The 26,987-nt window shown below is 38.7% G+C and carries 26 protein-coding genes; 25 read left to right on the forward strand and 1 reads right to left on the reverse strand.

The genetic code is table 11. The annotated features are described in order from the left end of the window. Window position 1: 1 nt before the first annotated feature. From NV377_RS03025 to NV377_RS03100, 16 genes are all read left to right on the forward strand, one after another. The gene (locus tag NV377_RS03025; RefSeq protein ID WP_258199685.1) at window positions 2-457 is read left to right on the forward strand and encodes a hypothetical protein; all 456 of its coding nucleotides are present in this window, start codon (window positions 2-4) and stop codon (window positions 455-457) included. Window positions 458-461: 4 nt separating this feature from the next. Further along, a complete protein-coding gene (locus NV377_RS03030; RefSeq protein WP_258199686.1) occupies window positions 462-1,247 on the forward strand; it encodes a FliA/WhiG family RNA polymerase sigma factor in 786 nt (261 codons plus the stop codon). Between the two features lie 14 nt (window positions 1,248-1,261). Then, window positions 1,262-2,665, forward strand: coding sequence for a flagellar assembly protein A (locus NV377_RS03035; protein WP_258199687.1), 1,404 nt, complete (start codon window positions 1,262-1,264; stop codon window positions 2,663-2,665). A 29-nt stretch (window positions 2,666-2,694) separates the two neighbouring features. Continuing rightward, window positions 2,695-3,015 carry a hypothetical protein gene (locus NV377_RS03040; RefSeq protein WP_258199688.1) on the forward strand — a complete coding sequence of 107 codons (321 nt, stop codon included), beginning with the start codon at window positions 2,695-2,697 and terminating at the stop codon, window positions 3,013-3,015. Window positions 3,016-3,042: 27 nt separating this feature from the next. After that, entirely contained in the window at window positions 3,043-3,633 is a 591-nt protein-coding gene (locus tag NV377_RS03045) for a DUF6115 domain-containing protein (protein WP_258199689.1), read from the forward strand. Further along, window positions 3,626-4,258, forward strand: a complete 633-nt coding sequence (locus NV377_RS03050; RefSeq protein WP_258199690.1) for a hypothetical protein — start codon at window positions 3,626-3,628, stop codon at window positions 4,256-4,258. The genes NV377_RS03045 and NV377_RS03050 overlap by 8 nt, the downstream gene beginning before the upstream one ends. A 180-nt stretch (window positions 4,259-4,438) precedes the next feature. Further along, complete coding sequence (gene rpsB, locus NV377_RS03055; RefSeq protein WP_258199691.1) at window positions 4,439-5,137, forward strand: 30S ribosomal protein S2; 699 nt, start codon at window positions 4,439-4,441, stop codon at window positions 5,135-5,137. A 114-nt stretch (window positions 5,138-5,251) separates the two neighbouring features. Next, window positions 5,252-5,902, forward strand: coding sequence for a translation elongation factor Ts (tsf, locus tag NV377_RS03060; RefSeq protein WP_258199692.1), 651 nt, complete (start codon window positions 5,252-5,254; stop codon window positions 5,900-5,902). Between the two features lie 105 nt (window positions 5,903-6,007). Continuing rightward, entirely contained in the window at window positions 6,008-6,736 is a 729-nt protein-coding gene (pyrH, locus tag NV377_RS03065) for a UMP kinase (protein WP_258199693.1), read from the forward strand. After that, a complete protein-coding gene (gene frr / locus NV377_RS03070) occupies window positions 6,736-7,290 on the forward strand; it encodes a ribosome recycling factor (RefSeq protein WP_258199694.1) in 555 nt (184 codons plus the stop codon). Before pyrH ends, frr begins: the two co-directional genes overlap by 1 nt. Window positions 7,291-7,367: 77 nt before the next feature. Further along, window positions 7,368-8,132 carry an undecaprenyl pyrophosphate synthase gene (gene uppS / locus NV377_RS03075; RefSeq protein WP_258199695.1) on the forward strand — a complete coding sequence of 255 codons (765 nt, stop codon included), beginning with the start codon at window positions 7,368-7,370 and terminating at the stop codon, window positions 8,130-8,132. Window positions 8,133-8,159: 27 nt separating this feature from the next. Next, on the forward strand, window positions 8,160-8,954 hold the full coding sequence (locus NV377_RS03080; protein ID WP_258199696.1) for a phosphatidate cytidylyltransferase: 795 nt from the start codon (window positions 8,160-8,162) through the stop codon (window positions 8,952-8,954). A gap of 15 nt (window positions 8,955-8,969) precedes the next feature. Further along, the gene (locus NV377_RS03085) at window positions 8,970-10,109 is read left to right on the forward strand and encodes a 1-deoxy-D-xylulose-5-phosphate reductoisomerase (protein ID WP_258199697.1); all 1,140 of its coding nucleotides are present in this window, start codon (window positions 8,970-8,972) and stop codon (window positions 10,107-10,109) included. An 85-nt stretch (window positions 10,110-10,194) separates the two neighbouring features. Continuing rightward, window positions 10,195-11,460 (forward strand): RIP metalloprotease RseP, encoded by a 1,266-nt coding sequence (rseP, locus tag NV377_RS03090; protein ID WP_258199698.1) that lies wholly within the window; start codon window positions 10,195-10,197, stop codon window positions 11,458-11,460. Between the two features lie 9 nt (window positions 11,461-11,469). After that, window positions 11,470-12,918 carry a proline--tRNA ligase gene (gene proS / locus NV377_RS03095; protein ID WP_258199699.1) on the forward strand — a complete coding sequence of 483 codons (1,449 nt, stop codon included), beginning with the start codon at window positions 11,470-11,472 and terminating at the stop codon, window positions 12,916-12,918. Window positions 12,919-13,256: 338 nt separating this feature from the next. Next, window positions 13,257-17,582, forward strand: coding sequence for a PolC-type DNA polymerase III (locus tag NV377_RS03100; protein WP_258200350.1), 4,326 nt, complete (start codon window positions 13,257-13,259; stop codon window positions 17,580-17,582). Here the strand turns inward: NV377_RS03100 and NV377_RS03105 are convergent. After that, entirely contained in the window at window positions 17,542-18,072 is a 531-nt protein-coding gene (locus NV377_RS03105) for a hypothetical protein (protein ID WP_258199700.1), read from the reverse strand. The two genes, NV377_RS03100 and NV377_RS03105, sit on opposite strands and share 41 nt — an antisense overlap. 576 nt (window positions 18,073-18,648) lie before the next feature. Here NV377_RS03105 and rimP point away from each other — a divergent pair. The 9 genes from rimP to NV377_RS03150 all read left to right on the forward strand — a co-directional run bounded on the left by rimP (window position 18,649) and on the right by NV377_RS03150 (window position 26,918). Next, a complete protein-coding gene (gene rimP / locus NV377_RS03110) occupies window positions 18,649-19,110 on the forward strand; it encodes a ribosome maturation factor RimP (protein ID WP_258199701.1) in 462 nt (153 codons plus the stop codon). A 34-nt stretch (window positions 19,111-19,144) separates the two neighbouring features. Then, window positions 19,145-20,242: a transcription termination factor NusA gene (nusA, locus tag NV377_RS03115; RefSeq protein ID WP_258199702.1), complete on the forward strand. Its 1,098-nt coding sequence runs from the start codon at window positions 19,145-19,147 to the stop codon at window positions 20,240-20,242. Window positions 20,243-20,270: 28 nt separating this feature from the next. Then, the gene (gene rnpM, locus NV377_RS03120) at window positions 20,271-20,576 is read left to right on the forward strand and encodes an RNase P modulator RnpM (RefSeq protein WP_258199703.1); all 306 of its coding nucleotides are present in this window, start codon (window positions 20,271-20,273) and stop codon (window positions 20,574-20,576) included. Next, window positions 20,573-20,899, forward strand: coding sequence for a L7Ae/L30e/S12e/Gadd45 family ribosomal protein (locus NV377_RS03125; RefSeq protein WP_258199704.1), 327 nt, complete (start codon window positions 20,573-20,575; stop codon window positions 20,897-20,899). The genes rnpM and NV377_RS03125 overlap by 4 nt, the downstream gene beginning before the upstream one ends. Before the next feature lie 68 nt (window positions 20,900-20,967). Then, window positions 20,968-23,673, forward strand: a complete 2,706-nt coding sequence (gene infB / locus NV377_RS03130; protein WP_373425800.1) for a translation initiation factor IF-2 — start codon at window positions 20,968-20,970, stop codon at window positions 23,671-23,673. Between the two features lie 7 nt (window positions 23,674-23,680). Beyond that, window positions 23,681-24,037 carry a 30S ribosome-binding factor RbfA gene (gene rbfA / locus NV377_RS03135; protein WP_258199706.1) on the forward strand — a complete coding sequence of 119 codons (357 nt, stop codon included), beginning with the start codon at window positions 23,681-23,683 and terminating at the stop codon, window positions 24,035-24,037. Then, on the forward strand, window positions 24,034-25,023 hold the full coding sequence (locus tag NV377_RS03140) for a DHH family phosphoesterase (protein WP_258199707.1): 990 nt from the start codon (window positions 24,034-24,036) through the stop codon (window positions 25,021-25,023). The genes rbfA and NV377_RS03140 overlap by 4 nt, the downstream gene beginning before the upstream one ends. 1 nt (window position 25,024) lies before the next feature. Then, complete coding sequence (gene truB, locus NV377_RS03145; RefSeq protein WP_258199708.1) at window positions 25,025-25,933, forward strand: tRNA pseudouridine(55) synthase TruB; 909 nt, start codon at window positions 25,025-25,027, stop codon at window positions 25,931-25,933. Between the two features lie 37 nt (window positions 25,934-25,970). Beyond that, window positions 25,971-26,918, forward strand: coding sequence for a bifunctional riboflavin kinase/FAD synthetase (locus NV377_RS03150; protein ID WP_258199709.1), 948 nt, complete (start codon window positions 25,971-25,973; stop codon window positions 26,916-26,918). Window positions 26,919-26,987 lie beyond the last annotated feature (69 nt).

The following is a 26,987-nucleotide window of genomic DNA, read 5'->3' on the forward strand; positions in this document are numbered from 1 at the left end:
AATGTTTGGTACATGGCGTTGGAATCTCAGTTTTGGGATATTTGGTTTTTTCTTGATCATGTTGTTCTCTCTAACCAATAATCCACTTATCACATCTCTCATTAGAGGTACCTATGCTTTGATTACTTTTTTTCTACTAGCTTATCCTGTACGTTTGGTATGTGGTGTGATCATTAATCCGAATCAGAAAGAAGAGAATGCATCACAATTAGATGCTGATCAGTCGCTTAAAGGGACAAATGTCAATTTAGTTACACCTGATGAAGATGAAGACTTGAATGAAGTTTTGAGAGCACAGATTGCACAAACTAAAGCGTCTAATCCAATTGATGAAGTTAAAGGTGCACAAGACCTGAGTCAACACTTTCAACCACTAAAACCAACTCAGCTTGTAAACACTGACAAAATGGAATCTGAGGAATTGACAAAAGTAATACGTCATCTAACAGGAGAGTGATTCGATGAACGAGCAAAAAGTGCCTCATTTGACTAACATCGAATTGTGGCGAGCATGGAGAGAGCAAGGCAACATAGACGCCAAAAAAGACCTGATTGAAAATTATTTGCCTTTAGTAGATTATGTTACAAATAGAATGGCAATTGGATTACCGAAAAACGTAATTAAAGAAGATTTAGCTAGTCATGGAATAATGGGTTTGATAGATGCGATTGAGAAGTTTGATTATTTAAGAGGTTTACAGTTCGAAACGTATGCTTCATGGCGTATTCGAGGTTCTATTATTGATGGTTTGCGACAAGGTGATTGGGTTCCTCGTTCTGTAAGAGAAAAAGCTAAAAAAATTGAAGAAGCATATCAGGTGTTAGAACAAAGACATATGCGCTCTATTACAGATTTGGAAGTATGTGAGTATCTAAATATTAATGAAAAAGAATTCGCCAATATGGTTCAAGATATTTCAGTTACTACTATTTTTTCATTAGAGGAACCACTACGAGAAGAAGAGTCAGAGACAAGAATGTCTCTTTTAATAGATCAAGCAGCTAAAAGACCCGAATCAACGGTTGACGATGTGTTTTTAGAACAAAGTTTGATGAAGGGTATCGATAGACTAACTGAGAAAGAACGAACAGTAGTTTCATTATTTTACTTTGAAGATTTGTCGTTAAGTGAAATTGCTGAAGTGATGTCGTTATCACCTTCACGTATCTCTCAACTTCATTCGAAGGCTATACAGAGATTGCGCGGAGTGTTGGAACAGTACAAAGAACAATTATTTCAATCGTAGAGAGGAGAGCAGATATGGACAAGCAAATTTTTGATACCAACATTAATATCGAAATTTCTGCTGATAAGCTAACGGCTTTGTTAAATTTTCATTATATTACCGATCAAGTTTCGTATGAAGTGGCAGACCTAGACGAATATATTAGATCAAAAGGTATTGTCCATGGAATACTGTACGACAATTTACGATTAATTGCTAAGGATCCCCTTGCCTTTATGAAACAAAAAATTGAAATTGCCAAGGGAACACCAGCTGGTAAAGGGATAGATGGTAAAGTTGATTTTGTTACTAAAATTAAAAAACAAGCAGTATATGATGAATCATCTGATTCAGAGACGATAGATTTCAAACAAATCAAGAAACTTGATAATGTCAATAAAGGTCAACTCATCGCACAATTGATACCACCTTCTTATGGAAAAGCAGGAATTAGTGTAAAAGGTGAACCAGTAGCTGCTACTCTTGGTAAGTCTGCACGCTTTAAAGTAGGAAAAAATGTATTGAAGAACGGTGACGGAAATGCTTTATACTCTGCAATTGATGGTTTGATCTCAATAACGGATCAAGAGAAAATTAATGTGTTCCCCGTATTTGAAGTAAATGGTGACGTTGATTATCGGGTTGGTAATATCGATTTTGTTGGCACAGTTGTTATACGTGGAAATGTACTTACTGGGTTCAAAATAAAAGCAGTAGGTGATATTCGCGTCATCGGTGGAGTGGAAGGTGCTGACTTAGAATCTGATGGCTCTATCGAAATTACTGGCGGTATAATGGCTTCTGGTAAAGGGCAAGTAAAAGCGAAAAATAACATTAAGTGTTCGTTCATACAAGATGCTAATCTTATCGCTGGTCACAACATCATTGTTTCACAAAGTATAATGCATTCCATTGTACGTGCTGGACAATCAGTAGAATGTAATAGTTCCAAAGGTCTTATCGTAGGTGGAACCATTCAAGCAGGAGAAGGCGTTTCAGCAAGAACAATTGGTAATTCAATGTCTACGAATACCATTGTGGAAGTTGGTGTTAACCCCACTTTACGTGAGGAACAAGTAGAACTACGTCATTCAATGAAAGAACACGCTGAAAACTTGGATCGTACTGAAAAGGCACTTGTTATTTTGGATCAAATGGCGGCAGCTGGTAAATTGACGCCAGATCGCTTTGCAATGAGACAAAAGCTTATTAATACGAAGCAACAGACAGCAAATTCAGTTTCTGAAATGAAGGATCGCTTGTTCGAAATTGAAAAGTTGCTTGAAAATAGTGAGAAGGCAAGTGTAAGTGTTAAAAATACTGTTTATGGTGGTGTCAAAATCGTAATCGGACGATATACTAGATATATCAAAGATAGTACTTCAAATATCCTTTTCAAGTATGAAGATGGAGAAATTGTTATGTTACCAATATATTAATACCAATGATATGAATTGGGGTGATAATTATGGGCATCAATCCATTAAATCTCCAACTATCGGTACCAAGGACTCCTGAGATGAGTTCGCTTCAACAGCAAGCGAGTCAGAGGCCGGTAACTGAGCAGACAATTTTAGCTTCAAATGCTTTGAAACATACTGACGAACTAAGATCTGTAGCGAATTCGGTTGAAGAGATTGACAAAACCCTCATACGTGACCAAGACAATGCTAATCAACAGGAGCATAAATCAAAGAATCAGAAAAAAACCGATAAGAGTGTTGACCAGGAGCTTCATGACGACAGCAAGCATCCATATAAAGGGCATAGACTCGATATTCGATTATAATTCAGATTAATCAAGGCGGGATACAATATGCAATCTTGGCAATATATCGCTTTATTAGGAGCAGTTATTGCTGTTACAGCAGCGATATTACCAAAAAACAAGAAGTACCAAGCTGCTTCTGGTTCAAATCATGCTCAATTCGAACAATTAGAAATGTCATTCGAGCAATTTATGGAAAACATGGAGAAAGAGCATGATGGATTGGTTAAGATGCTAACGACCTCTTTACAAACAATGCGCGAGGAAGACCGCTTAAAGACTGATCAAATTACGCGTTTGGAGAAGAAGTGCTCAGAATTAGAAGAGCAGCTTTCTTCCCTTTCGCATGCAAACGTGGCTTTAGAAACGAAATTATCATTATTAGCAGCAAATACACATTTTACAAGTCAAAGTTCGGCACAGGATATGCAACATGCTGCTTTCGATTCACAGCTAGAACAGTTGAAGCAAAGTATTATTCCGGAGAACAGTATACATAATCGATACGTTGAATTGTTCGAATTGTATGATAATGGGAAGTCAGTTGAAGCAATTGCCAAGAAGCTTGGTAAAAACAAAGGTGAAGTTCAATTAATATTGCAACTAGCAAAGCAAGAGGAGAATGCGCGTAATGCATAAACGATCCTTACTAATCGGTGTAGGAATTGGAATAATCATTGGTGCACTATTACTCCAACTTTTCAATCTAGGTGCAGATAGTCAGAAACAACTTGATCAGATCAGCAATGAAATCAATGATACTACTCTTGATAGAGCTTCAGCAAAACCTGAAATAACACCGCAAGATAATGTAGTTGATGATAAGGTGGAGGGTGAAGAACTTGAATCGACTCCATCTAACACAACAGGGATAGAAACAGATATCGAAACTGATAAAGAGGCACAGCAGCCCACAGCAGCTACACCAGTTGCGGAAGAACAACCTGATCCTGAAGTAACAGAAAAGGTAACAGAACCTGACGTACAAGCAACTGAGCATGCGATACAGTATGTCTTGCGTGTTCATCCAGGTGCAACTGTTAACAAAACCGCCCAATTACTTGTTGATTACAATATTATTGAAGATACAGTTTCTTTTGCAAAACTGCTTAAAGATCGTGATACAGCGATTAGAGCTGGTTACTTTCTAATCGAGGAAGAATCAACAGATGAGCAAGTTCGTAAACTGCTATCAGGCATTCCCTTATCCGAAAAAGAGAGAAAAAATTATATTAATGTCGAAAAATTAACTTTAATCGAATAAAATCAACGATTGATGTACGATTTAGGTTGATTCTGTAACCACGATATGGTATATTAATTTTCGGTGTTAAAAACACACGCTTATCAATCTTGTTATTGGTGCTTTTGTTTTTCAAAAGTAATAATGAGAAATGCGATTAGCGGCGGACACAATAAAAAACCAAAACAGGAGGTGTTGAATATGGCGGTTATTTCCATGAAACAACTACTAGAAGCTGGTGTGCATTTCGGTCACCAAACTCGTCGTTGGAATCCTAAAATGGATCGTTATATCTTCACAGAAAGAAACGGAATTTACATTATCGATTTACAAAAAACAGTTAAGAAAGTTGATGAAGCATACAACTTTGTTAAATCAATCGCTGCTGATGGCGGTACTGTTCTTTTTGTAGGTACTAAGAAACAAGCTCAAGATTCTGTTAAAGAAGAAGCTGAGCGTTGTGGTAACTACTTCATCAACCAACGTTGGTTGGGTGGTACTCTAACTAACTTCCAAACTATTCAAAAACGTATTGATCGTTTGAAACAGCTTGAGAAATGGGAATTAGATGGTACTTATGAAGTTCTTCCTAAGAAAGAAGTTATCATTCTTAAGAAAGAACAAGATCGTCTTGAGAAATTCTTAGGCGGTATCAAAAACATGAAGAAACTTCCAAGCGCATTGTTTGTAATCGATCCTCGTAAAGAGCGTATTGCTGTTGCAGAAGCTCGCAAATTGGGTATCCCAATTGTAGGTATCGTTGATACAAACTGTGATCCAGACGAAATTGACTACGTTATTCCTGGTAATGACGATGCAATTCGTGCTGTTAAATTGCTTACTGCTAAAATGGCTGATGCTATTGTTGAAGCTAACCAAGGTGAGCAAACAACTGCTTAATTGCAGAGTTTGGGCATAACAACATAAACAACAAAGGGTGGTCAGATGGTGAAAACCTCTCACTACCCTTTTTTTGAACTAAAATACCATAGACGACTCTAGGAGGTTTTTTACATGGCAGTAGATGCGAAGGCAGTTAAAGAATTACGTGAAAGAACAGGGGCAGGAATGCTTGATTGCAAGAAAGCTCTAGAAGAAACAAACAATGATATTGAAAAAGCAATCGATTTCCTTCGTGAAAAAGGACTTGCGGCAGCAGCGAACAAAGCTGGTCGTCTAGCTTCTGAAGGTCTTGTTGAATCATACATCCACAGCAATGGTCGTATCGGCGTTCTAGTTGAAGTTAACTGTGAAACTGACTTCGTTGCAAAAACAGATCAATTCAAAGAATTCGTAAAAGATGTTGCAATGCATATTGCTGCTTCTAATCCGAAATTCGTTCGTCGTGAGGAAGTTTCTGCTGCAGAACTTGAGCATGAAAAAGAAATTCTTACTGCTCAAGCGCTTAACGAAGGTAAACCTGCTCATATCGTTGAAAAAATGGTTGAAGGCCGTATTTCTAAATACTATGAAGAATTCTGTTTGCTTGAACAGTCATTCATCAAAGATCCAGACAAAACAATCGCTACTCTTGTTAATGAAAAAATTAGCAAAATTGGTGAGAACATCTCCATTCGTCGCTTCGTTCGTTTCGAACTTGGTGAAGGTCTAGAGAAAAAAGTTGATAACTTCGCTGAAGAAGTTATGGCTCAAGTAAACCTTTAATCCGAACTCAAGTATAGAGGGGCGGGGCTTCTGCCCCGCCTTACTTGTATCATCGCAACAAAATTGAAGACCTCGTTAAAGAGGTGTAAGATGGAGGTATAAAAGTTGGAACATCCAGTATTTAAGCGCATCGTATTGAAAGTTAGTGGTGAATCACTAGCAGGTCAAGAAGGATATGGAATTGAAGCAACAGTAATTTCTTCTATTGCAAGCCAAGTTAAAGAGGTAATCGCACTTGGTGTAGAAGTAGCAATCGTAGTTGGTGGCGGCAATATTTGGCGTGGTATCGCTGGTACTGCTAAAGGTATCGACCGTGCAACAGCTGATTACATGGGAATGTTAGCAACTGTAATGAATTCCTTAGCTCTTCAAGACGCTCTAGAGCAAATTGATGTGCCAACTCGCGTACAAACATCAATCGCAATGCAACAAATTGCTGAGCCTTATATTCGTCGTCGTGCTATTCGTCACCTTGAAAAAGGTCGCGTAGTTATTTTTGCTGCAGGTACGGGTAACCCGTTCTTCTCCACAGATACAACTGCTGCACTTCGTGCTGCTGAGATCGAAGCAGAAGTTATCCTAATGGCGAAAAATAAAGTTGATGGAGTATACTCTGCTGATCCATTCAAAGATGAAACAGCTGAGAAATTTGAAGAATTGACTTACATGGAAGTGTTGAATCGTAATCTTGGTGTTATGGATTCTACTTCAACTTCTCTTTGTATGGATAACAATATTCCGCTTATCGTATTCTCGATCACAGAAAACGGCAACATTAAACGTGTCGTACTAGGTGAAAAGATCGGTACTATTGTAAAAGGGAGTGGGAAATAATGCCACAAGAGATTAAAAAGTCTGCTGAAGAAAGAATGGATAAAGCGATCAGTTCACTGAAACGTGAATTTGCTACGCTACGTGCTGGAAAAGCTAGTCCAGCTCTTTTGGATCGTATTCAAGTTGAATACTATGGTACAATGACAGCATTGAATCAACTAGCAAACATTACGACTCCTGATTCCAGAACGTTACTTATTCAACCTTGGGATAAATCCTCAGTAAGTGATATTGAACGTGCTATTATGAAGTCTGATGTAGGTATGACGCCTTCTAATGACGGTGGAACTATTCGTTTGTCAGTACCTATGCTGACTGAAGAACGTCGTATGGAACTTGTGAAAACAGCTAAAAAAATTGCTGAAGAAGCAAAAGTTGCCATTCGTAATATTCGTCGTGATGCAAATGATAGTATTAAGAAACTTGAGAAGTCTGAGATTTCAGAAGACGAATCAAAACGTTATCAAGATGATGTTCAAAAACTTACAGATAAATTTATCGCTGAAAGTGATAAAGTATTAGCTACAAAAGAAAAAGAAATATTAGAAGTTTGATGTTTAGTGCCCCTCCATAAGGTGGGGTTCTTTCAATAAATGGACAGAATTCTTTGATTTTGTTGGGGGGGAGCTTGTTGATTAAGCGTCTTTGGTCTAGGAAAGAGGAGAAATCTTCTATTTCAGAACATACCCTGAAATCCGATAATATTCCAGTTCACATTGCAATTATTATGGATGGTAACGGACGATGGGCTAAGAAGAAGGGACTTCCTCGAATTGCAGGACACCGTTCAGGTATGAAAACAGTGAAGCGTATCACGATGGCTGCTAGCGATCTAGGTGTAAAATATTTAACGATGTATGCTTTTTCTACCGAAAACTGGAAACGTCCAAAAGAAGAAGTAGACTTTTTGATGAAGTTACCTCAACAGTTTCTCGAAATGGAAATTGATGAGTTGATGGAAAATAATGTTCAAGTACGTATGATGGGTGATATTAAGAACCTTCCTGCTCATACAAGAGCAGCTGTAGAAGTAGCGATGAGAAAAACAGCTAATAATACAGGTTTAGTTCTGAACTTTGCACTTAATTACGGGGGAAGACTTGAATTAATTGAAGCCGTAAAACGTGTAGCTTCTCTAGTAGAGAAAAAGGAAATTAAGATTGATGATATTAACGAGGAATTTTTCTCCTCATATATGCAATCACAGCAAATACCAGATCCAGATTTGCTAATTCGTACTAGTGGTGAAGTTAGATTAAGTAACTTTATGCTATGGCAATTAGCTTACAGCGAATTTTACTTCACAGATGTATACTGGCCTGAATTTTCTGAAGAGCATTTCACTGCAGCGATACAAGAATATCAGCGGCGCGCTCGTCGTTTTGGCGGTGTGTAGCCTCATCATTCGAGGTGAAATTTTGTAATGAAGCAAAGAATTGTTACTGGTCTATTATTTGGTGTTTTTTTTATTGGTTTATTAATTGTGGGTGGTCCATTATATTCATCGTTAGTTCTTCTGATGTCGATAATTGGATTATTTGAATACAGTCGTATGAATAAACTAAGCTGGAGTAACCCAATACATATCATTTCAATAGTCGCTCTATTGGCATTTGTATTTCCATACGAACATTATGGAATGATATGGATTACTGATCAAACGATCATATGGCTGCTGATGTTTATATTATTTGCGTTTACGGTATTATCCAAAAATAAGCATACAATCGATGAAGTAGCAGTAGGTTTTTTAGGTACAGTTTACATAGGGATCGGCTTCGCGTCGATGATCGATGTTCGTCTACTTGAAGAAAATGGTTTATGGTGGAGTATTCTAGCGTTTTGTGTAATATGGTCTTCAGATATCGGAGCATATTTCTTTGGACGTGCATTTGGAAAACATAAATTATGGCCATTAATAAGTCCGAATAAAACTATTGAGGGTGCAATTGGCGGAGTAGTTAGTTCCGTTATTGTTGCTGTCATATTTGCATTATTCGCTCCGGATTTAATTGAAATATGGCGTGCAATCGTGATTGGTGTTGTTGCTGCAGTAGCAGGACAATTCGGTGATTTGATCCAATCGGCATACAAGCGTGTGCGAGGTATTAAGGATATGGGTAATATAATGCCAGGTCATGGCGGAATAATTGATCGCACGGATAGCTGGATTATTGTTTTTCCGATATTAGTGTTAACACAACTTATTCCTGTCTAATGTGGAGGTAATATCTTGAAAAAAATTTCACTACTAGGATCGACAGGATCAATAGGTACTCAAACGTTAGATGTTGTTGATCAACATCCGGATAAATTTGAAGTTATTGCTCTTTCTGCAGGTAGTAATATAGAAAGATTAATTGTACAAGCACAAAAGTATCAACCGAAAGTAATAAGCGTTGCAACAAAAGAACTTGCAGAGCAATTGAGTTTACATATTCCTCCTCATATTAAAGTTGTATATGGAGAAGAAGGCTTAATAGAAGTAGCGACTGTTTCAGATGCTGAAATCGTTGTTACAGCTATTCTAGGAAGTCGTGGATTGCCTGCTACTTTAGCGGCGATCGAAGAAGGTAAGACAATCGGACTTGCTAACAAAGAGACGCTTGTAACGGCAGGACACATTGTTATGGAGCGTGCTAGAAAAAAAGGAGTTTCGATTTTACCGATTGATAGCGAACATTCTGCTATTTTTCAATGCCTTAACGGTGAATCTATAAGTAGCATTGATCATATTACACTTACAGCCTCAGGAGGCTCTTTCCGTGATTATACTAGAGAGCAACTAGCGAATGTAACGGTGGAACAAGCGTTGAATCATCCTAATTGGTCGATGGGCGCTAAGATCACAATTGATTCCGCTACGATGGCTAACAAAGGTCTTGAAGTAATTGAAGCACACTGGTTGTTCGACCTTAGCTACGATCAGATCAAAGTGATCATACATCCAGAAAGTATTATTCACTCTTATGTTGAATTCAATGATCGTAGTGTCATTGCTCAACTAGGAATGCCTGATATGAGAGTTCCAATTCAGTATGCATTAACGTATCCAGATCGGATTACTACTCGTACTGAACGTTTGGATTTAGCTTCGATTAGTAAGCTTAATTTCCGCAAAATGGATTTTGATCGATATCCAATGCTTAGACTAGCCTTTGAATGTGGAAGAGCTGGATTGTCAGCTCCTACTGCTTTTAATGCTGCGAACGAAATTGCAGTTGAGCGCTTCTTACGTGGGGAAATATCGTTTATAGCCATTGAACATGTTGTAGAGTCTGTTCTCTCGCAACATCATAGCTGCAAAGTTGATAGTATTGAGGCCATCATTGCTGTCGATCAGGAAGCAAGATCAATTGCCGCTCGAATTTAATTGAGAATGGTAGTTCTCTTGTAACTCACAGTAGAATAATGATAATCTATGTACAGGCCGTAACAACGGGAGGCTATGATAAAGTATGCAAATGATTCAAACGGTGCTATTAACGGTATTAGTGTTTTTCGTAATTGTAACGATTCATGAATGGGGTCATTATTACTTTGCTAAGCGCGCTGGTATTCTAGTGAGAGAATTCGCGATAGGCTTTGGTCCTAAATTGTTCTCGTTCAAACGTGGTGAGACGAAGTTTACGCTTCGTTTAGTTCCTGCTGGTGGTTATGTGCGTATGGCTGGTGAAGATCCTGAAATTGTTGAAGTGCAGACGGGTCAAACAATAGCTGTAAGATTAAAGGATGGGGTAGTACATCGTATCTACTTGGATCGTCTCGATGAACGTAGTGAAGCCATTCGTGGTGAAGTACTTTCAGTGGACTTAGAACGCCAATTACATATCGATCTCGATATAGATGGTGAAGTAGAGAAGTATAGTATTCATCCACAAGCATTAGTTATCGCTAGAGGTAATGAAACGCAGATCGCGCCAATAGATCGTCATTTTTCTAGTAAATCAGTGGGCAAACGTGCAATGGCTATTTTTGCTGGTCCGATGATGAACTTTATTTTGGCTTTCGTCTTATTTCTAGTTTATATTCAGATGGCTGGAATTAAAGATAGCATTTTAGTTGGTGACATTCCTAATCAGCAATCTCCGGCAGCTATGGCAAATCTGCAGGTTGGAGATAAAATAGTTACAGTTAACGGTGAAGCTATTGGAGTAGATTTTGGCAGAATGATTGATATCATTGCTGAAAATTCTAATAAACCGGTAGACATTCGAATTGAACGTGATGGTGTTGCTCAAAACATTAGTGTAACTCCGCTTCCTGATGAAGCTGGAGACGGTAAAATAGGTGTGGCACCAAGCTATGGTACACGCTCTGCTGGCTTTGGTGAAACATTTACAGCAGCAGGTACATTAATGAAAGATATGACAGTTATGATCTTTGATGGGCTGAAAATGCTTGTTACGGGTCAATTCAAACTAGATGATCTTGGTGGGCCAGTCCGTACTGCTGAAGTTACTGCGGAAATTGCTCAACAAGGTATTGTGCAGTTGACGAGTTGGACTGCAGTGCTTAGTCTATACTTAGGAATATTTAATTTATTACCAGTCCCAGCATTGGATGGTAGTAGATTGTTATTTATAGGATTAGAAGCTGTTCGTCGTAAACCAATTAATCCGAATAGAGAAGCATTTGTTCACTTTATTGGCTTTGCGATGTTAATGTTATTAATGCTTGTCGTAACATACAATGATATTTTGAGATTAATACGAGGGGAGTAATTCTAGCTCATGGCTAAGGATAAACAATTTGTAACAGAGATTACACCTCAATCAGAGGACTTTTCTAAATGGTATATTGATGTAATTAAAAAAGCGGAACTAATGGATTATTCTCCAGTGCGTGGTTGTATTATATTCAGACCTGAAGGTTATGAGTTATGGGAGAATATTCAAAGAGATCTTGATCGCAGGTTTAAAGAAACAGGACATAGAAATGCTTATTTCCCTTTGTTCATTCCTGAGAGCTTCTTCCAAAAAGAGAAGGAACATGTCGAAGGTTTCAATCCTGAACTACCATGGGTAACAGAAGCTGCAGGTGAAGTGCTTGAGGAACGTCTAGCTATTCGTCCTACCTCTGAAACGATGTTTGGGCATATGTATTCCAAATGGATTCAATCTTATCGTGATCTTCCAGTTCTAATTAACCAATGGGCAAACGTTGTTCGTTGGGAGAAAAGAACACTTCCATTCCTACGTACAAGTGAGTTCCTATGGCAAGAAGGACATACTGCACATGAGAATGAAGAAGAAGCACGTCAAGAAACTCGTCAGATGCTTGACATCTATACAGAGTTTGTAGAAGAATTTCTTGCGATTCCTGTTATTAAAGGTGAAAAAACACCATCCGAGCGTTTTGCTGGTGCTGTAGATACTTATTCTATCGAGGCAATGATGAAAGATGGTAAAGCTGTTCAAGCAGGTACATCTCATTATCTTGGTAGTAAGTTTGCTGTTGCATTTGATATTAAATATTTGGATCGCAATAACGAGTTACAATTCTGTCATACAACTTCATGGGGAGTAAGTACTCGATTAATCGGGGCGCTAATTATGGTTCATGGTGATGATCGTGGTCTTGCATTACCTCCGAAAATTGCACCGACTCAAGTCATTATGCTTCCAATTGGCCCTGCCAAAACTAGAGATGCTGTTGTTGGTCGTGTTGATGAATTGTATACTGAATTGAAAAAAGCAGGAATTCGTGTTCGTGTAGACGATCGTTCTGATGTAAGTCCTGGCTGGAAATTTAATGAATATGAAATGCGCGGTATCCCTGTTCGTCTAGAACTAGGACCTCGTGATATGGATAATGGACAAGTAATGCTTGTTTCTCGTATAACAGGAGAGAAGCGTGCTGTTCTTCAAGTAGATTTAGTAGCTGAAGTTGAGAAATTACTTGCAGAAACACAACAAGCGATGTATGATCGTGCACTAGCATTCCGTCAAGAAAATTCTTATTCTGTAGATACACTTGATGAGATGAAAGCAGCTATGGAGAAAAAACGTGGCTTTGTTGAAGCTGGTTGGTGTGGTTCTGCTGCTTGTGAGAAAACAGTAAAAGAAGAGACTGGTGCGACAAGTCGTAACATTCCTTTCGAACCTGATACTCACAAATCTACTTGTCTAGTGTGTAATGATACTGCAAAACATACAGTCATCTTCGCAAGAGCCTATTAGAGGAAATTCAAAAAGCAGACTTTGATAGCGATGTGTATGCTAACGTATCTTAGTCGACATCGAATATGCCTCCCCATCGAAAGCCTGCGTGTGCTCACGTACACAAAACGTACGCTGTGCTACTCGTTTTCGCTGTGGGGCATCTTCTTGGCTCTGAAAGCCCGCTTTTTGAACCTTCATTTGAAGAGGTAGTTCAAAAAGCGGAATTTGTTAACGAAGTTTTTAACCTTTTTTAAGAGAAAGTTTTAAAACCATTTTTTAAAACTTGAATATATTTAAAAGTTCATGCACTATTATTATTTAGTATTACAATGATCTAACGTCAGGAGTGGATAATGATGAACCATGCCGACGGTAAGCGTCAGCGCTTTGAGATGTTGTTAGAACAGTCAGGGCTGCCGCAGGAACTCATTCAAGCTTATTTCGAAGATGGGTACATTGATCAAGTCATCGTTAATAAGCACAACAATGAGTGGACGTTTTGCATTCGCAAAACGTCCTTAGTTCCTTTACAGGCATATAATGGCTTAACACATCAAGTTCGCAAAAAGTTTGCCCATATTGCGAGTACTTCATTTCAGTTTAACTATGATTCTATTGTTGAGTCTGAAAATATTATAATGCAATATTGGCCAGTATTTCTTGAGTGGGCTCAGAAAAATATAGCCTCTGTTAATGGTTGGCTACAGAGAGCGGATATTGTAGCAGTTGATAAACTGCTAACCATTGGATTGATGGATCATACCGGATTAGAGCTAGCTAAGAAGAAGAAAATTGATGAAGCAGTAAGTAACTTCTATCAGTCTTATTTCGCACGAGAAATCGCTGTGAAACTTAGTCTTTCTGAAAGTAAGCAAGAAATTTATGAGCAATTCCGTGATGAAATTCAGCAAGAAGATAGTGAAGAGATATCACGACTTATGGCTGAGGTGCCTGTTGAAGTTGAAGAAGAAGAGACAACAAGCAACACTAACGAAGAAGTTATTCGTCTTGCAATTGGCTACGATATTCGTGATGAAGCTATACCGCTAATGAATATTGTAGATGAAGAAAAGAAGATTGCGGTGCAAGGTTCTGTCTTTGCATTAGATATGAAAGAGCTTCGTAACGGAAGTACATTATTTACATTCAATCTGACAGACTTCACGGACTCTTTAGCGATGAAAGTTTTTGCTAAGACGAAGGAAGATGTTAAGATTTTAAGTAAACTGAAAAATGGTAAATGGATTAAAGCGCGAGGGAAAGTAGAGTATGACCGCTTTATGCAAGAGCCAGAATTAGTTATGATTCCTAATGATCTTCATGAGGTAAATGCACCACCTAGTCGCATGGACTATGCGAAAGAAAAACGCGTGGAATTCCATCTTCATACAACGATGAGCACAATGGATGCCGTAACACATATTAGCGATTATGTAGCAATGGCTGCCAAATGGGGACATAAAGCGATCGCCGTAACAGATCACAGTAACATACAATGTTATCCAGACGCAGTGAAAGCTGCTAAGAAACATGATATGAAAGTAATGTTTGGTGTGGAAGCAAATCTAGTTAATGATGCTGTGCCGATTGTGCTTAACGCACAAGAATTATCGTTAGCAGATACAACTTATGTCGTATTCGATCTCGAGACAACGGGTCTATCTGTAATTAATAACAAAATTATTGAAATAGCTGGTGTACGGATGAAAGGTGGGGAAGAAATTGACCGTTTCACGTCATTCATTAATCCTCATCAAAGAATTCCATACAATATTCAGCAATTAACGAATATTACGGATGAAATGGTTGCCGATGCACCTGAGCTTGAACCAACCTTAAAGGCGTTTATTGAATATATCGGCAATGATGTGCTGGTTGCTCATAATGCTCGCTTCGATATTGGGTTTATTCAAGCTAATTGTAAAACATTAGGTTTTCCAGAAGTGAAAAACCCAGTGCTTGATACGCTAGAACTAGCCCGTTTGATTTACCCAACAATGAAAAATCATCGTTTGAATACGTTAGCTGATAAATATAAGGTAAGTCTTGATAATCATCACCGCGCCATTGATGATACGATTGCTTTAGGTGGCATATTAAATGGACTAATTAAAGATTCTTTAGAAAGAAATATAGTTAAGCTTACCCAACTTAATGATTATGTGGGCCTTGATCTATCTAATGTGAGACCATTCCACTCGTCCGTTTACGCACTGAATGCAGTAGGAAAGAAAAATTTGTTCAAATTGATTTCTCTTTCTCACACGGAGCATTTCAAAAAAGTAGCTACTATTCCAAAAAGTAAATTAATGGCTCATCGTGAAGGCTTGCTCGTCATATCCGGTTGCGAAAAAGGTGAATTTTTCGAGACGGTTCTCAATAAGTCTCAAGAGGAAGCCGAAGAAGTTGCTCAATTCTATGATGTTCTAGAAATTCAACCGATAGATTTTTACATGCATCTTGTAGAAAAAGGCTTAGTAGGCTCACGAGCTGATATAGAACAGGCATTAAGACGCATTTATCAAATTGGTATTAAATTGAATAAACCAGTTATTGCTACAGGTAATGTTCATTACCTTAATCCAATGGATAAAATATATCGAGACATAACGATACTTGGTATTACTGGCTTTAGTCCACTGAAAAGTATGCGCAAGCCAGATGCACATTTCCGTACGACGGATGAGATGTTGAAAGAATTTTCGTTTTTAGGTGATGAAATTGCTTATGAAGTCGTTGTGACGAATACGAATGAATTGGCTGAACGATTTGAATCTTATAGCATGTTCCCTAAGGAGTTGTTTACTCCGAATATTGATGGAGCAGACGATGAAATTCGTAATACATGTTATGATACGGCCAAATCTATGTATAGTGATCAGCTGCCACAAGTTGTTATTGATCGACTAGAGAAAGAGCTTGTTCCGATTATTAAGTACAAGTTTTCTGCCAACTATTTGATCTCGATGAAACTAGTTAAAAAATCGAATGAAGATGGTTATCTTGTAGGCTCACGGGGGTCAGTTGGATCATCCGTCGTAGCGATGTTCCTTGGTATTTCTGAAGTTAATCCACTACCTGCGCATTATTTATGTCTCAATTCAGATTGTAGATATAGCGAATGGTTTTTAGATGGTAGTATACCTAGTGGTTTTGATTTGGTTAATAAGGACTGTCCTCATTGTGGCAAACCAATGAAGGGTGAAGGACAAGATATACCTTTCGAAACATTCTTAGGTTTTAAAGGGGATAAAGTACCCGATATCGATCTTAACTTCTCAGGTGATTACCAGCCGATCGCGCATAACTATACGAAAGAATTGTTTGGTGAAAAAAATGTATTCCGTGCGGGAACGATCGGTACAGTTGCGGAGAAAACTGCCTATGGTTTTGCTAAGAAATACGAGGAAGAACATGGGAAAAAATGGCGTGGAGCTGAAATTGTTCGTTTGGCAAGTGGATGTACTGGGGTGAAAAGAAGTACAGGACAGCATCCTGGCGGAATCGTTGTTGTTCCTGATTATATTGAAGTTGAGGATGTTACACCTGTTCAATTCCCCGCTGATGATGTAAATGCTGAATGGAAAACAACACATTTCGATTATCACGCATTTGATGAGAACTTACTAAAACTCGATATACTTGGTCATGATGATCCAACGATGATGCGGATGTTACAGGATCTTACAGGTGTAGATCCTACAACGATTCCGATGAATGATCAAAAGGTTATGAGTTTGTTCAACTCAACAGACGCCATTGATGTTACATCACATCAAATTCGTTCACAAGTGGCTACGTTCGGGGTGCCAGAGATGGGAACGAAGTTCGTCAGGCAGATGCTTCATGAGACGCAGCCTTCCAGTTTTGCGGATTTACTGCAAATCTCTGGACTATCTCATGGTACTGGCGTTTGGCTAGGGAATGCTCAAGAATTAATTAAAAATGGTACTTGTAACATTAAGACAGTTATCGGTTGTCGTGATGATATTATGTTATTCTTGATCTATAAAGCAGGAATGGATGCCTCGCTTGCTTTCAAAATTACGGAGAGTGTACGTAAAGGTAAAGGGTTAACACCTGAATGGATTCAAGATATGAAAGACTGCAATGTACCTCAATGGTACATAGATTCTTGTCTACGGATTGAGTACATGTTCCCGAAAGCCCATGCCGCAGCTTATGTTATTTCGGCAGTACGTACTGCATATTTCAAGATTTACTACCCTGTTGAATTTTATGCAACGTACTTCACAGTTCGTGCTGATGATTTTGATCTTGAGTTGTTATGTCAAGGTTATGATGCCATTTACAAGAAGATTGAAGAGATTGAAGGTAAAGGTTTCAGTGCAACGCCGAAAGAGAAGAGTATGCTTTCGCAACTAGAGATGTCTCTTGAAATGACTTCACGTGGTTTTACGTACAAGCCGATTGATATTTATCGTTCGGACGCTGAAAAATTCCAAATTGAAGGTAATTCACTAATTCCGCCTTTTGCGGCAGTTGGTGGAATTGGTATTAATGCTGCTCGTAATATTGCAGCGGCAAAAGCTGATGGTGAGTACCTATCTATAGAAGATTTCCAGATGAGAACAAAAGCTTCCAAAACGATCATCGAATTATTAACTACGATGGGTTGTTTTAGGGGGTTGCCAGAATCAAACCAACTTTCACTCTTCTAATTTTTAGAGGAAGTTCAAAAAGCGGACTTTGATAACGATGAATGGCTTCGAAGTATATTCGACATCGAAGATGAAGCGAACTTGGGAAGTCCGGTACGCATGTACCAAACACGTACATTTGCGTTTCCTCCTTCGCAAGTAGTGCTTCATCTTCTTGATTCTGAAAGCCCACTTTTTGAACCTTCATTTTATTAGGAAGTTCAAAAAGCGGACTTTGATAACGATGAATGGCTTCGAAGTATATTCGACATCGAATATGAAGCGAACTGGGGAAGTCCGGTACGCATGTACCAAACACGTACATTTGCGTTTCCTCCTTCGCAAGTAGCGCTTCATCTTCTTGATTCTGAAAGTCCGCTTTTTGAACCTTCATTTTATTAGGAAGTTCAAAAAGCGGACTTTGATAACGATGAATGGCTTCGAAGTATATTCGACATCGAAGATGAAGCGAACTGGGGAAGTCCAGTACGCATGTACCAAACACGTACATTTGCGTTTCCTCCTTCCGCAAGTAGCGCTTCATCTTCTTGATTCTGAAAGCCCACTTTTTGAACCTTTATTTTATTAGGAAGTTCAAAAAGTGGGCTTTGATAACGATGTGATTCACGCAAGTTATTCTTCATCGAGTAGAAAAGGACTTGAGAAGTTAAGGACTTTCGAGCTATACTACGTATACTAGAGTGTTCTAGTTAGATATGTAGTGTTCATCTACTAGGCTTTTGGAAGCCCACTTTTGCACTTGCACTGTAAGCAACTAGAAATCATTTCTTGTCACTAGTATACGATTATGATATAATTTTTGTGGCAATGATGTTGATAAGACATTTGTGATCAAAGAGTGGGGAAACCCACTCTTTATGTGTTGTTTAACCCAAAAAATCATTTATTCGAGTAATTGTGGTATAACTCCCAACATCATTTTGATGCAGGAAGTAATATTAGATTATAGATGAATAGTTTTAGATTTCACATTAGATATGAAAAGTTAAGTAATAACTTAGGAAGTACTTTTCATTGCAAAGATGCATTTAACATTAGATATGAGAAGTTTTAGGAGGAACAATATTTGAATACATCAGCGATCAACACCGCAATTGAGGCTATGGTATCACCTTTTCTCAATGAAAATGGATTTGAATTGGTCGATATTGAATACATAAAGGAAGGTAGCAATTGGTTTCTACGCATATTTGTAGATAAAGAAGGCGGCATCGACATCGATGAGTGCGTTCGTATTAGCGAATATGTGAGTGAGCAACTTGATACTCATGAACCAATAGCAGGCGCTTATTTCCTTGAAGTTTCCTCACCTGGTGTGGAGAGACCACTTAAAAAACCAAAAGATGTTCAAAAATCTATAGGTAAAAATGTCTTCGTCACCACTTATGAACCAGTAGATGGTATGAAGGAATTTGAAGGTCAACTTATTGCATTTGATGGTGAAGAGCTTACAGTTCGTGTAGGCAAGAAAGAGCATACAGTACCTTATGCGAAAGTTGCGAGCGCTCGCCTTGCAATTATTTTCTAAAGGTTTATTAGATGAAAGGGGGAACAAGGTTCCAATGAGTATGGATTTTATTGAGGCGCTACAAGAGATTGCGAAAGACAAAGGGATCTCCCAAGATGTGCTTTTAGATGCGATTGAAGCAGCACTTATTTCAAGTTATAAGCGAAACTTCAATACAGCACAGAACGTTAGAGTAGAGATTAACCGTCATAACGGAATCATTAAAGTATATGCGCGTAAAAATGTAGTAGAGGATGTACTTGATTCCAGATTAGAAATTGCAGTAGATGCAGCGCGTGAAGTTAATCCGCATTATCAATTAGATGATATTGCTGAAATAGAGGTTACACCTCGTGACTTTGGTCGTATTGCTGCACAAACAGCTAAACAAGTCGTTACACAACGTATACGTGAAGCTGAGCGTGGACTAATCTATAATGCGTTTATCGATAAAGAGGAAGACATCGTAACTGGCCTTGTACAGAGACAAGATACACGTAATTTATTTGTTGATTTAGGTAAAGTTGAGGCAGTATTGCCGCTGACAGAGTTAATGCCGACAGATAAATTCAAGCATCTTGATCGTGTGAAGGCTTTTATTACGAAGGTGGAAAATACGACTAAGGGTCCTCAAATTATTCTTTCTCGTACACATCCAGGTCTTTTGAAACGTTTATTCGAACTTGAAGTGCCTGAAATTTATGATGGCGTCGTTGAAATTCGTTCTGTTGCTCGTGAAGCAGGCTTCAGATCTAAAATTGCTGTATTCTCGCGTAACAGCGAAGTAGATCCAGTAGGATCTTGTGTAGGTCCCAAAGGTCTTCGTGTTCAAACGATCGTTAACGAGCTGAAAGGCGAGAAAATCGATATCGTACGTTGGTCAGATGATGTTGCGGAATATGTTGCTAATGCACTTAGTCCTTCAAAAGTCATTGAAGTGAACGTATTTGAACAAGAAAAAATGGCGCGTGTCATCGTTCCTGATTATCAATTGTCATTGGCAATCGGAATTAAAGGTCAAAACGCTCGTCTTGCTGCAAAACTTACTGGTTGGAAAATTGACATTAAGTCAGAGACTCAAGCAGAGCAAGAATATGGACGTCCAAAAACGACTCAAGATGTTATGCATCAAGATTCCATTTCTATCGACTAATTGAATCAGAATGAATGGAGGGTGTGCGATGAGACCAAGAAAAGTACCGCTTCGCAAATGCGTTGCTTGTCAAGAAATGATGTCGAAGAAGGAACTGATTCGGGTCGTACGGACACCGAATGATGAAGTTCTGATTGACCTAAGCGGAAAAAAATCTGGCAGAGGTGCTTATCTATGCGGAAAAGTAACTTGCTTCAAGTTAGCTAAAAAAAGTAAAGCGCTTGACCGTGCATTAAAGCAACCGGTTGGAGAAGAAATATACGATCAATTAGAGCAAGATTTTATTAAGCTAGAAGATGAGTTCATTGCGAATAAGGAGCTAACAATTGAATGAAAATAAATAAAGCCTTGTCTGCGCTAGGAATGGCGATGAGAGCCGGAAAGTTAGCGACTGGTGATGAAATTGTTCTGAAAGCTGTTCGTGCTGGAAAAGCAAAGCTAGTTATTGTTGCTGGAGATGCTTCAGAAAACACGAAAAAGAAATTTTCAGATAAATGTGGCAGTTACGGTGTGAAGCTGGTTGAAGCTTACGACAGAGAAAGCTTAGGCAGAGCAATCGGAAAGCCTGATCGTGTTATTATTGCTGTTACTGACGTGCAATTTGCTCAATTGATTGCAGGTCATTTAAGCCAAAAAACGGAGGTGGATCTTACTTGAGTAATAAACTAGAGGGTAAGGAAAATAAAGACAAGCTGCGAGTATACGAGTATGCAAAATCCGTAGATATGAGCAGTAAGGAAATTATCACCATTCTTAAAAGGCTAGATTTACCTGTAAACAACCACATGAGTGTCATGGAGAACCAAATGGTATCTAAAGTTGAAGGTTTTTTCCGTGAAATCAAAGAAAATGCAGCAGTGAAACGATCGAATGCTGAGTCATCAGCAGCGAAGGTAAAATCGGCAAATACAACTACAGAATCTACACAAGACAAAAAGGAATTCTCGCAAGAGAACAGACAGGGGACAATGAATTCTATTAATACTAACGATAATCAGAAACGTGAGGAAAAACCAGAAGTAACGAATACTCCTTCACGTCCAACACAATCAACAACTTCAAACAGTCAAGGGGCTAGAGAGTCTCAACCAAGAACTCAAAACTCTAGCCAAAGTAGACCGCAAAGCAGCCAAAGTGGAAGTCGTCCACAAAGTAGCGGTCAATCTCGTCCACAAGGACAAGGTAGCAGTTCAAGTCGTCCACAAGGACAATCTAGTAGTCGTCCACAAGGTAGCGGTCAATCCCGCCCTCAAGGACAAGGTAGCAGTCAAGGTCGTCCGCAAGGCCAATCAGGTGGCGGCAGTCGTCCACAAGGTAGCGGTCAAGGTGGTCAATCCCGTCCTTATAATAACAACGGTGGTCAATCCTCTGGTGGACGTCCTCAAAGTGGAGGTCAATCTTCATCAAACCGTCCTACTAGTGGTGGCCAAAATCGTTCAAATAGTTCGACTTCACCTGCACCATCTCGTGCATTTGAGTCTCGTTTTGATAGTGCTCGTACTACTACTGGTGATCGTAATTCGAATTCAAACGCGAATTCAAATTACAAAGGTAGAAATAGCAACAATCGTTTTGAAGATGGGAAATCAGGCTCTAACTTCAGAAATAATCGTAACAATAAAGGTCGCGGTGGTAGAAATGGTCATCAAAACCAACCTCCTCGTGAGAAAATTGACAACACACCTAAGAAAATTATCGTACGCGGTACATTAACAGTTGGTGAACTGGCAAAACTATTGCATAAGGATGCTTCAGAAGTTATTAAAAAACTTCTATTCTTGGGCGTAATGGCAACAATTAACCAAGAAGTTGATATGGATGCAATTATGTTGATTGCAACTGAGTATGGTGTAGAAGTAGAAGTGAAAATTCCAGTTGAGGAAGATAACTTCGAAACGGTTGAAGAAGTAGATGAAGATGCAGATCTAGTATCTCGTCCACCAGTTGTTACAATTATGGGTCACGTTGACCATGGTAAAACAACACTACTTGACTCTATCCGTAAAACGAATGTAACAACAGGCGAAGCAGGCGGTATTACGCAACACATCGGTGCTTACCAAGTTGAAATTAATAATAAAAAAATTACATTCCTAGATACACCTGGTCATGAAGCGTTCACATTGATGCGTGCTCGTGGAGCTCAAGTAACAGATATTACAATTATCGTTGTTGCAGCAGATGATGGCATTATGCCACAAACCATTGAAGCAATCAGCCATGCGAAAGCTGCTGGTGTTCCAATTATCGTTGCGGTTAACAAAATTGATAAACCAGATGCAAATGCAGATAAAATTAAACAAGAGATGACTGAATATGAACTAGTTCCAGAAGAATGGGGCGGAGATACAATCTTCGTAGAAGTTTCTGCGAAACAACGTATCGGTATTGAAAATCTTCTTGAGATGATTCTGCTAGTTGCAGAAATGAATGAATATAAAGCAAATCCTAATAAACGTTCTCGTGGTACTGTAATTGAGGCTGAACTTGATAAAGGTAAAGGTCCAGTTGCACGTATTCTAGTACAACATGGTACGTTAAAAGTTGGAGATGCTTTCGTTGCAGGTAACTGCTTCGGTCGTGTAAGAGCTATGGTGAATGATCGTGGCCGTAGATTAAAAGAAGCTGGTCCTTCTACTCCTGTTGAAATTACAGGTCTTACAGAAGTTCCTCTTGCTGGTGATCCGTTTATGGTGTTTGAAGATGAGCGTAAAGCACGTGCAATCGCTGATCGTCGTTCTATCAAACATCGTCAGTCTGAAATTGGTGCGCACACTCGTGTTACACTTGATGACTTGTACAACCAAATTAAAGATGGCGAGATGAAAGATCTTCACGTTATCATTAAATCCGATGTTCAAGGTTCAGCTGAAGCACTAAAAGGTTCTCTTGCGAAAATTGATGTTGAGGGCGTTCGCGTAAAAATCATTCATAGTGGTGCAGGTGCAATCACTGAGTCTGATATTAACTTGGCATCTGCTTCTAATGCTATCGTAATAGGCTTTAACGTTCGTCCAGAACCACAAGCTGAATATGCAATTGAACAAGAAAAAGTTGATGTTCGTCTTCACACAATTATCTATAAGATTATTGATGAAATCGAGCAAGCAATGAAGGGTCTTCTTGATCCAATCTACAAAGAAGTTATTACTGGTCACGCTGAAGTTCGTAATATCTTCAAAGTTACAAAAGTAGGATCAATTGCAGGTTGTATGGTTATTGATGGTAAAATGGTTCGTAACGGCGAAGCACGCGTTATCCGTGATGGAATCGTAGTCTATACAGGTAAAATTGAATCCTTGAAACGATATAAAGATGATGCTAAAGAAGTTACAACAGGTTTCGAATGCGGTATTACGCTTGATCGCTTTAACGACGTTAAAGAATCAGATATTATCGAGTCATTTGTTATGGAGACAGTTGAGAGGTGATTAAGCAATGGCTAAAATTCGTGTAGGTCGCGTAAGTGAGCAAATCAAAAAAGAAATTAGTCAATTAATACAGTCTGAATTAAAAGATCCTCGTATAGGCTTTATTACAGTAACTGGTGTTGAAACGACAAATGATCTTTCACAAGCTAAAGTCTACTTGAGTGTGCTTGGGAACGATGAACAGAAAGCAGAAACTCTAAAAGCACTTTCCAAAGCTACTGGCTATCTTCGCTCTGAGCTGGGTAAGCGAATTAAGTTCCGACATACTCCAGAACTTTTCTTTAAGTTTGATAGCAGCATTGAGTATGGAAGTCGTATAGAGAATCTTCTTACAGAAATCAATCAGGATTCAGGAGAGAGATGAGTACATCTCTTTCCTATCATGAGCAATTAGAGGGAGCTATAGCGTTTATACAGCGCTATGATTCCTTTCTAGTTGTTGCTCATGAACAACCAGATGGTGATGCGATTAGTTCTTGTTCAGCAATGACTTGGTTGCTTGAACAATATAACAAGCAGGTAATCATTATTAATGAGAGCGAATTACCTGGTCGCCTTAGCTATTTGTATCAATACGATAATATTAAGCGGTTCAATAGTGAAGCTACATTGCAATTTGATGCTGTTATTGCGCTTGACTGTGCTGATTATTCTCGACTTGGGGAAGTAAGAACTTTGTTTACTGCAGAAGTCACTCCGCTTCTCAATATCGATCATCATCCAACTAATAATGAATTTGGTACTTTGAACATTATTCGTTCACATGCCGCTGCAACTGTTGAAATTATATATGATCTTATTAAATACGCTAACCTAACTCCGAACTTACCTTGCGCTATTGCATTGTATACGGGGTTATTGACGGATACTGGCGGTTTTCGATATTCAAATACATCCCCTGAAGTAATGGCGATGGCTTCTGAGTTACTTGCCCTTGGTGTTTCTGCATATGAACTTGCAGATCATTTACTGGAAAAAATGACTTATGCAAGACTTAAATTACTTCAAACATTGTTAGCTCGTATTTCTTTCAGTGAAGATCAACGAATTGGCTGGGTGTCTGTTATGCATGATGACTTAGCTACTTGTGGTGCTGTTCCTGAAGATCTTGAAGGCATTGTAAACTATGTTTTGAATGTTGATAGTGTTGAAGTTGGCATTTTATTCAAAGAAACAGAGTCAGGACTTGTGAAAGCAAGTATTCGTTCAGCTGGTAAAGTGGATGTTGCTTCTGTGGCACATAGCTTTGGTGGTGGTGGTCATGTTAGAGCTGCCGGGTGTAAAATGAATGCTGATATGAACAGTAGTATTGAAACTTTAGTTGGAGCCATACGAAAGGCGTTGACATAAGATGGACGGCGTACTAGCCATTTGGAAGGCTGAAGGTTGGACATCTCATGATGTAGTGGCGAAAGCTCGCCGCCTACTCGGAATGAAACGAATTGGGCATGCAGGTACACTTGATCCTATGGTAACAGGTGTACTTCCGCTTTGTCTTGGCAGAAGCACTCGAGTTGTTGAATATATTCAAGAGCGTCCGAAAGCTTATGAAGCAACGATACGTTTGGGAGTAGCAACGGATACAGAAGATATTTCAGGAGAAGTTATTGAAACTTCAGAAGTATCTAATATTAAAGAACAACAAATACGTGAAGTGCTCCATAGTTTTATTGGTGAAATAGATCAAATCCCACCTATGTTTTCTGCTATTAAAATCGACGGCAAACGATTATATGAGCTTGCACGCGAAGGGAAAACAGTGGAACGTAAGTCACGTAAAGTGACGATCTATTCTATTGAGCTATTAGAACTTGATCTAGATGGGGAGCATCCACAATTTAGCTTCTCCGTACAATGCTCTAAAGGTACATATATTCGTACATTATGTGTTGATATTGGAAAAGCGTTAGGTGTACCTGCTACGATGGCATCATTAATTCGAACGATGTCAGGAGGCATAACGAAGTCGCAATGTTTAACACTAGAACAAGTAGAAGAACATATGAATAATGGTACTCTTGAGCAATTACTTGTTGCGCCAGAACTTGCTATTGATCATCTTCCCGCTACTACGGTGCAAAGCATTAAACGGAGATATGCAATCCAAGGTCAAAAGCTTTATTGGACGGATATAACAGGGCATCAGATGTTAGCGGATCATTCTTTGGTTCGTGTCTTTGATGAAGAAGATGTTTTTTTGGGTGTTTTCGAACTTGATAAACAAAATCATCTTGTGAAACCAATTAAAGTATTTTCTTGATCAAAAATGTTAATGATGAAATGTAGGTGTGTCAACTTTGAAAATCATAACTTTGACTTACCCTATATCACTTAGTGAGATAGAGTTGAATGATCAATCATTATCAATTGCAATCGGACATTTTGATGGTGTTCATAAAGGGCATCAACAAGTAATTTCCAAAGCAGTTTCAACTGCAAAAGCAAATGGACTGGCCTCTGCAGTCATGACATTTGATCCTCACCCAAAAGCGATTTTAGGTCAAGGCGAACAATATGTTCAATGTATTACTCCACTATCTACAAAAACTAGCTTATTTGAACAACTTGGTGTTGATTATGTGTTCATCGTCAAATTTGACAGTAATTTCTCCAAAATTACTCCAGATGAATTCGTGACTAATATTTTAAAAACACTTCATGTTGTCAATGTTGTTGTAGGTTTCGACTTCCGCTTTGGTGTAGGTGGTTCAGGTAATCCTGAAATAATGAGACAATTATGCGAACCATCTATTCAAGTAGATGTCATTGAAGCATTTATCATTGATGGGGTAAAAGTAAGTAGTACTGTCATAAGAGAATGTTTAGAAAGTGGAGATATCGAGAGAGCGAACCATCTATTGGGACGTAACTTTGAAGTAGAGGGAACAGTTGTCCAAGGCGATCAGCGTGGGCGTACGATCGGTTTTCCTACAGCAAATCTAAGGCTTCATGCTCCGTATATTACAGCTCGCCTAGGTGTATATGCGATTATCGCACATCTTGGTAATAAAAAGTACTATGGAGTTATGAATCACGGTATGAAGCCAACTTTCTATGAGAAAGATATTGCTCCAGTAATGGAAGCACATTTATTCGACTTCTCTAAAGATATCTATGGAGAAAAGATGACGATTGAAGTTGTCCAATTTTTACGTTCTGAACGTAAATTTGATGGGATTGCCGCATTGATTGAACAGTTACGTCTTGATGCAGATCAAGCCTTGAAATTGTTACAGCAAACATAATCTCGACAAACTTATTTCATCTATGCTATACTATGTACTGTTATTGCACTGTAGGTCTAGCATGTACAA

This window comes from Paenibacillus endoradicis (assembly GCF_024721975.1).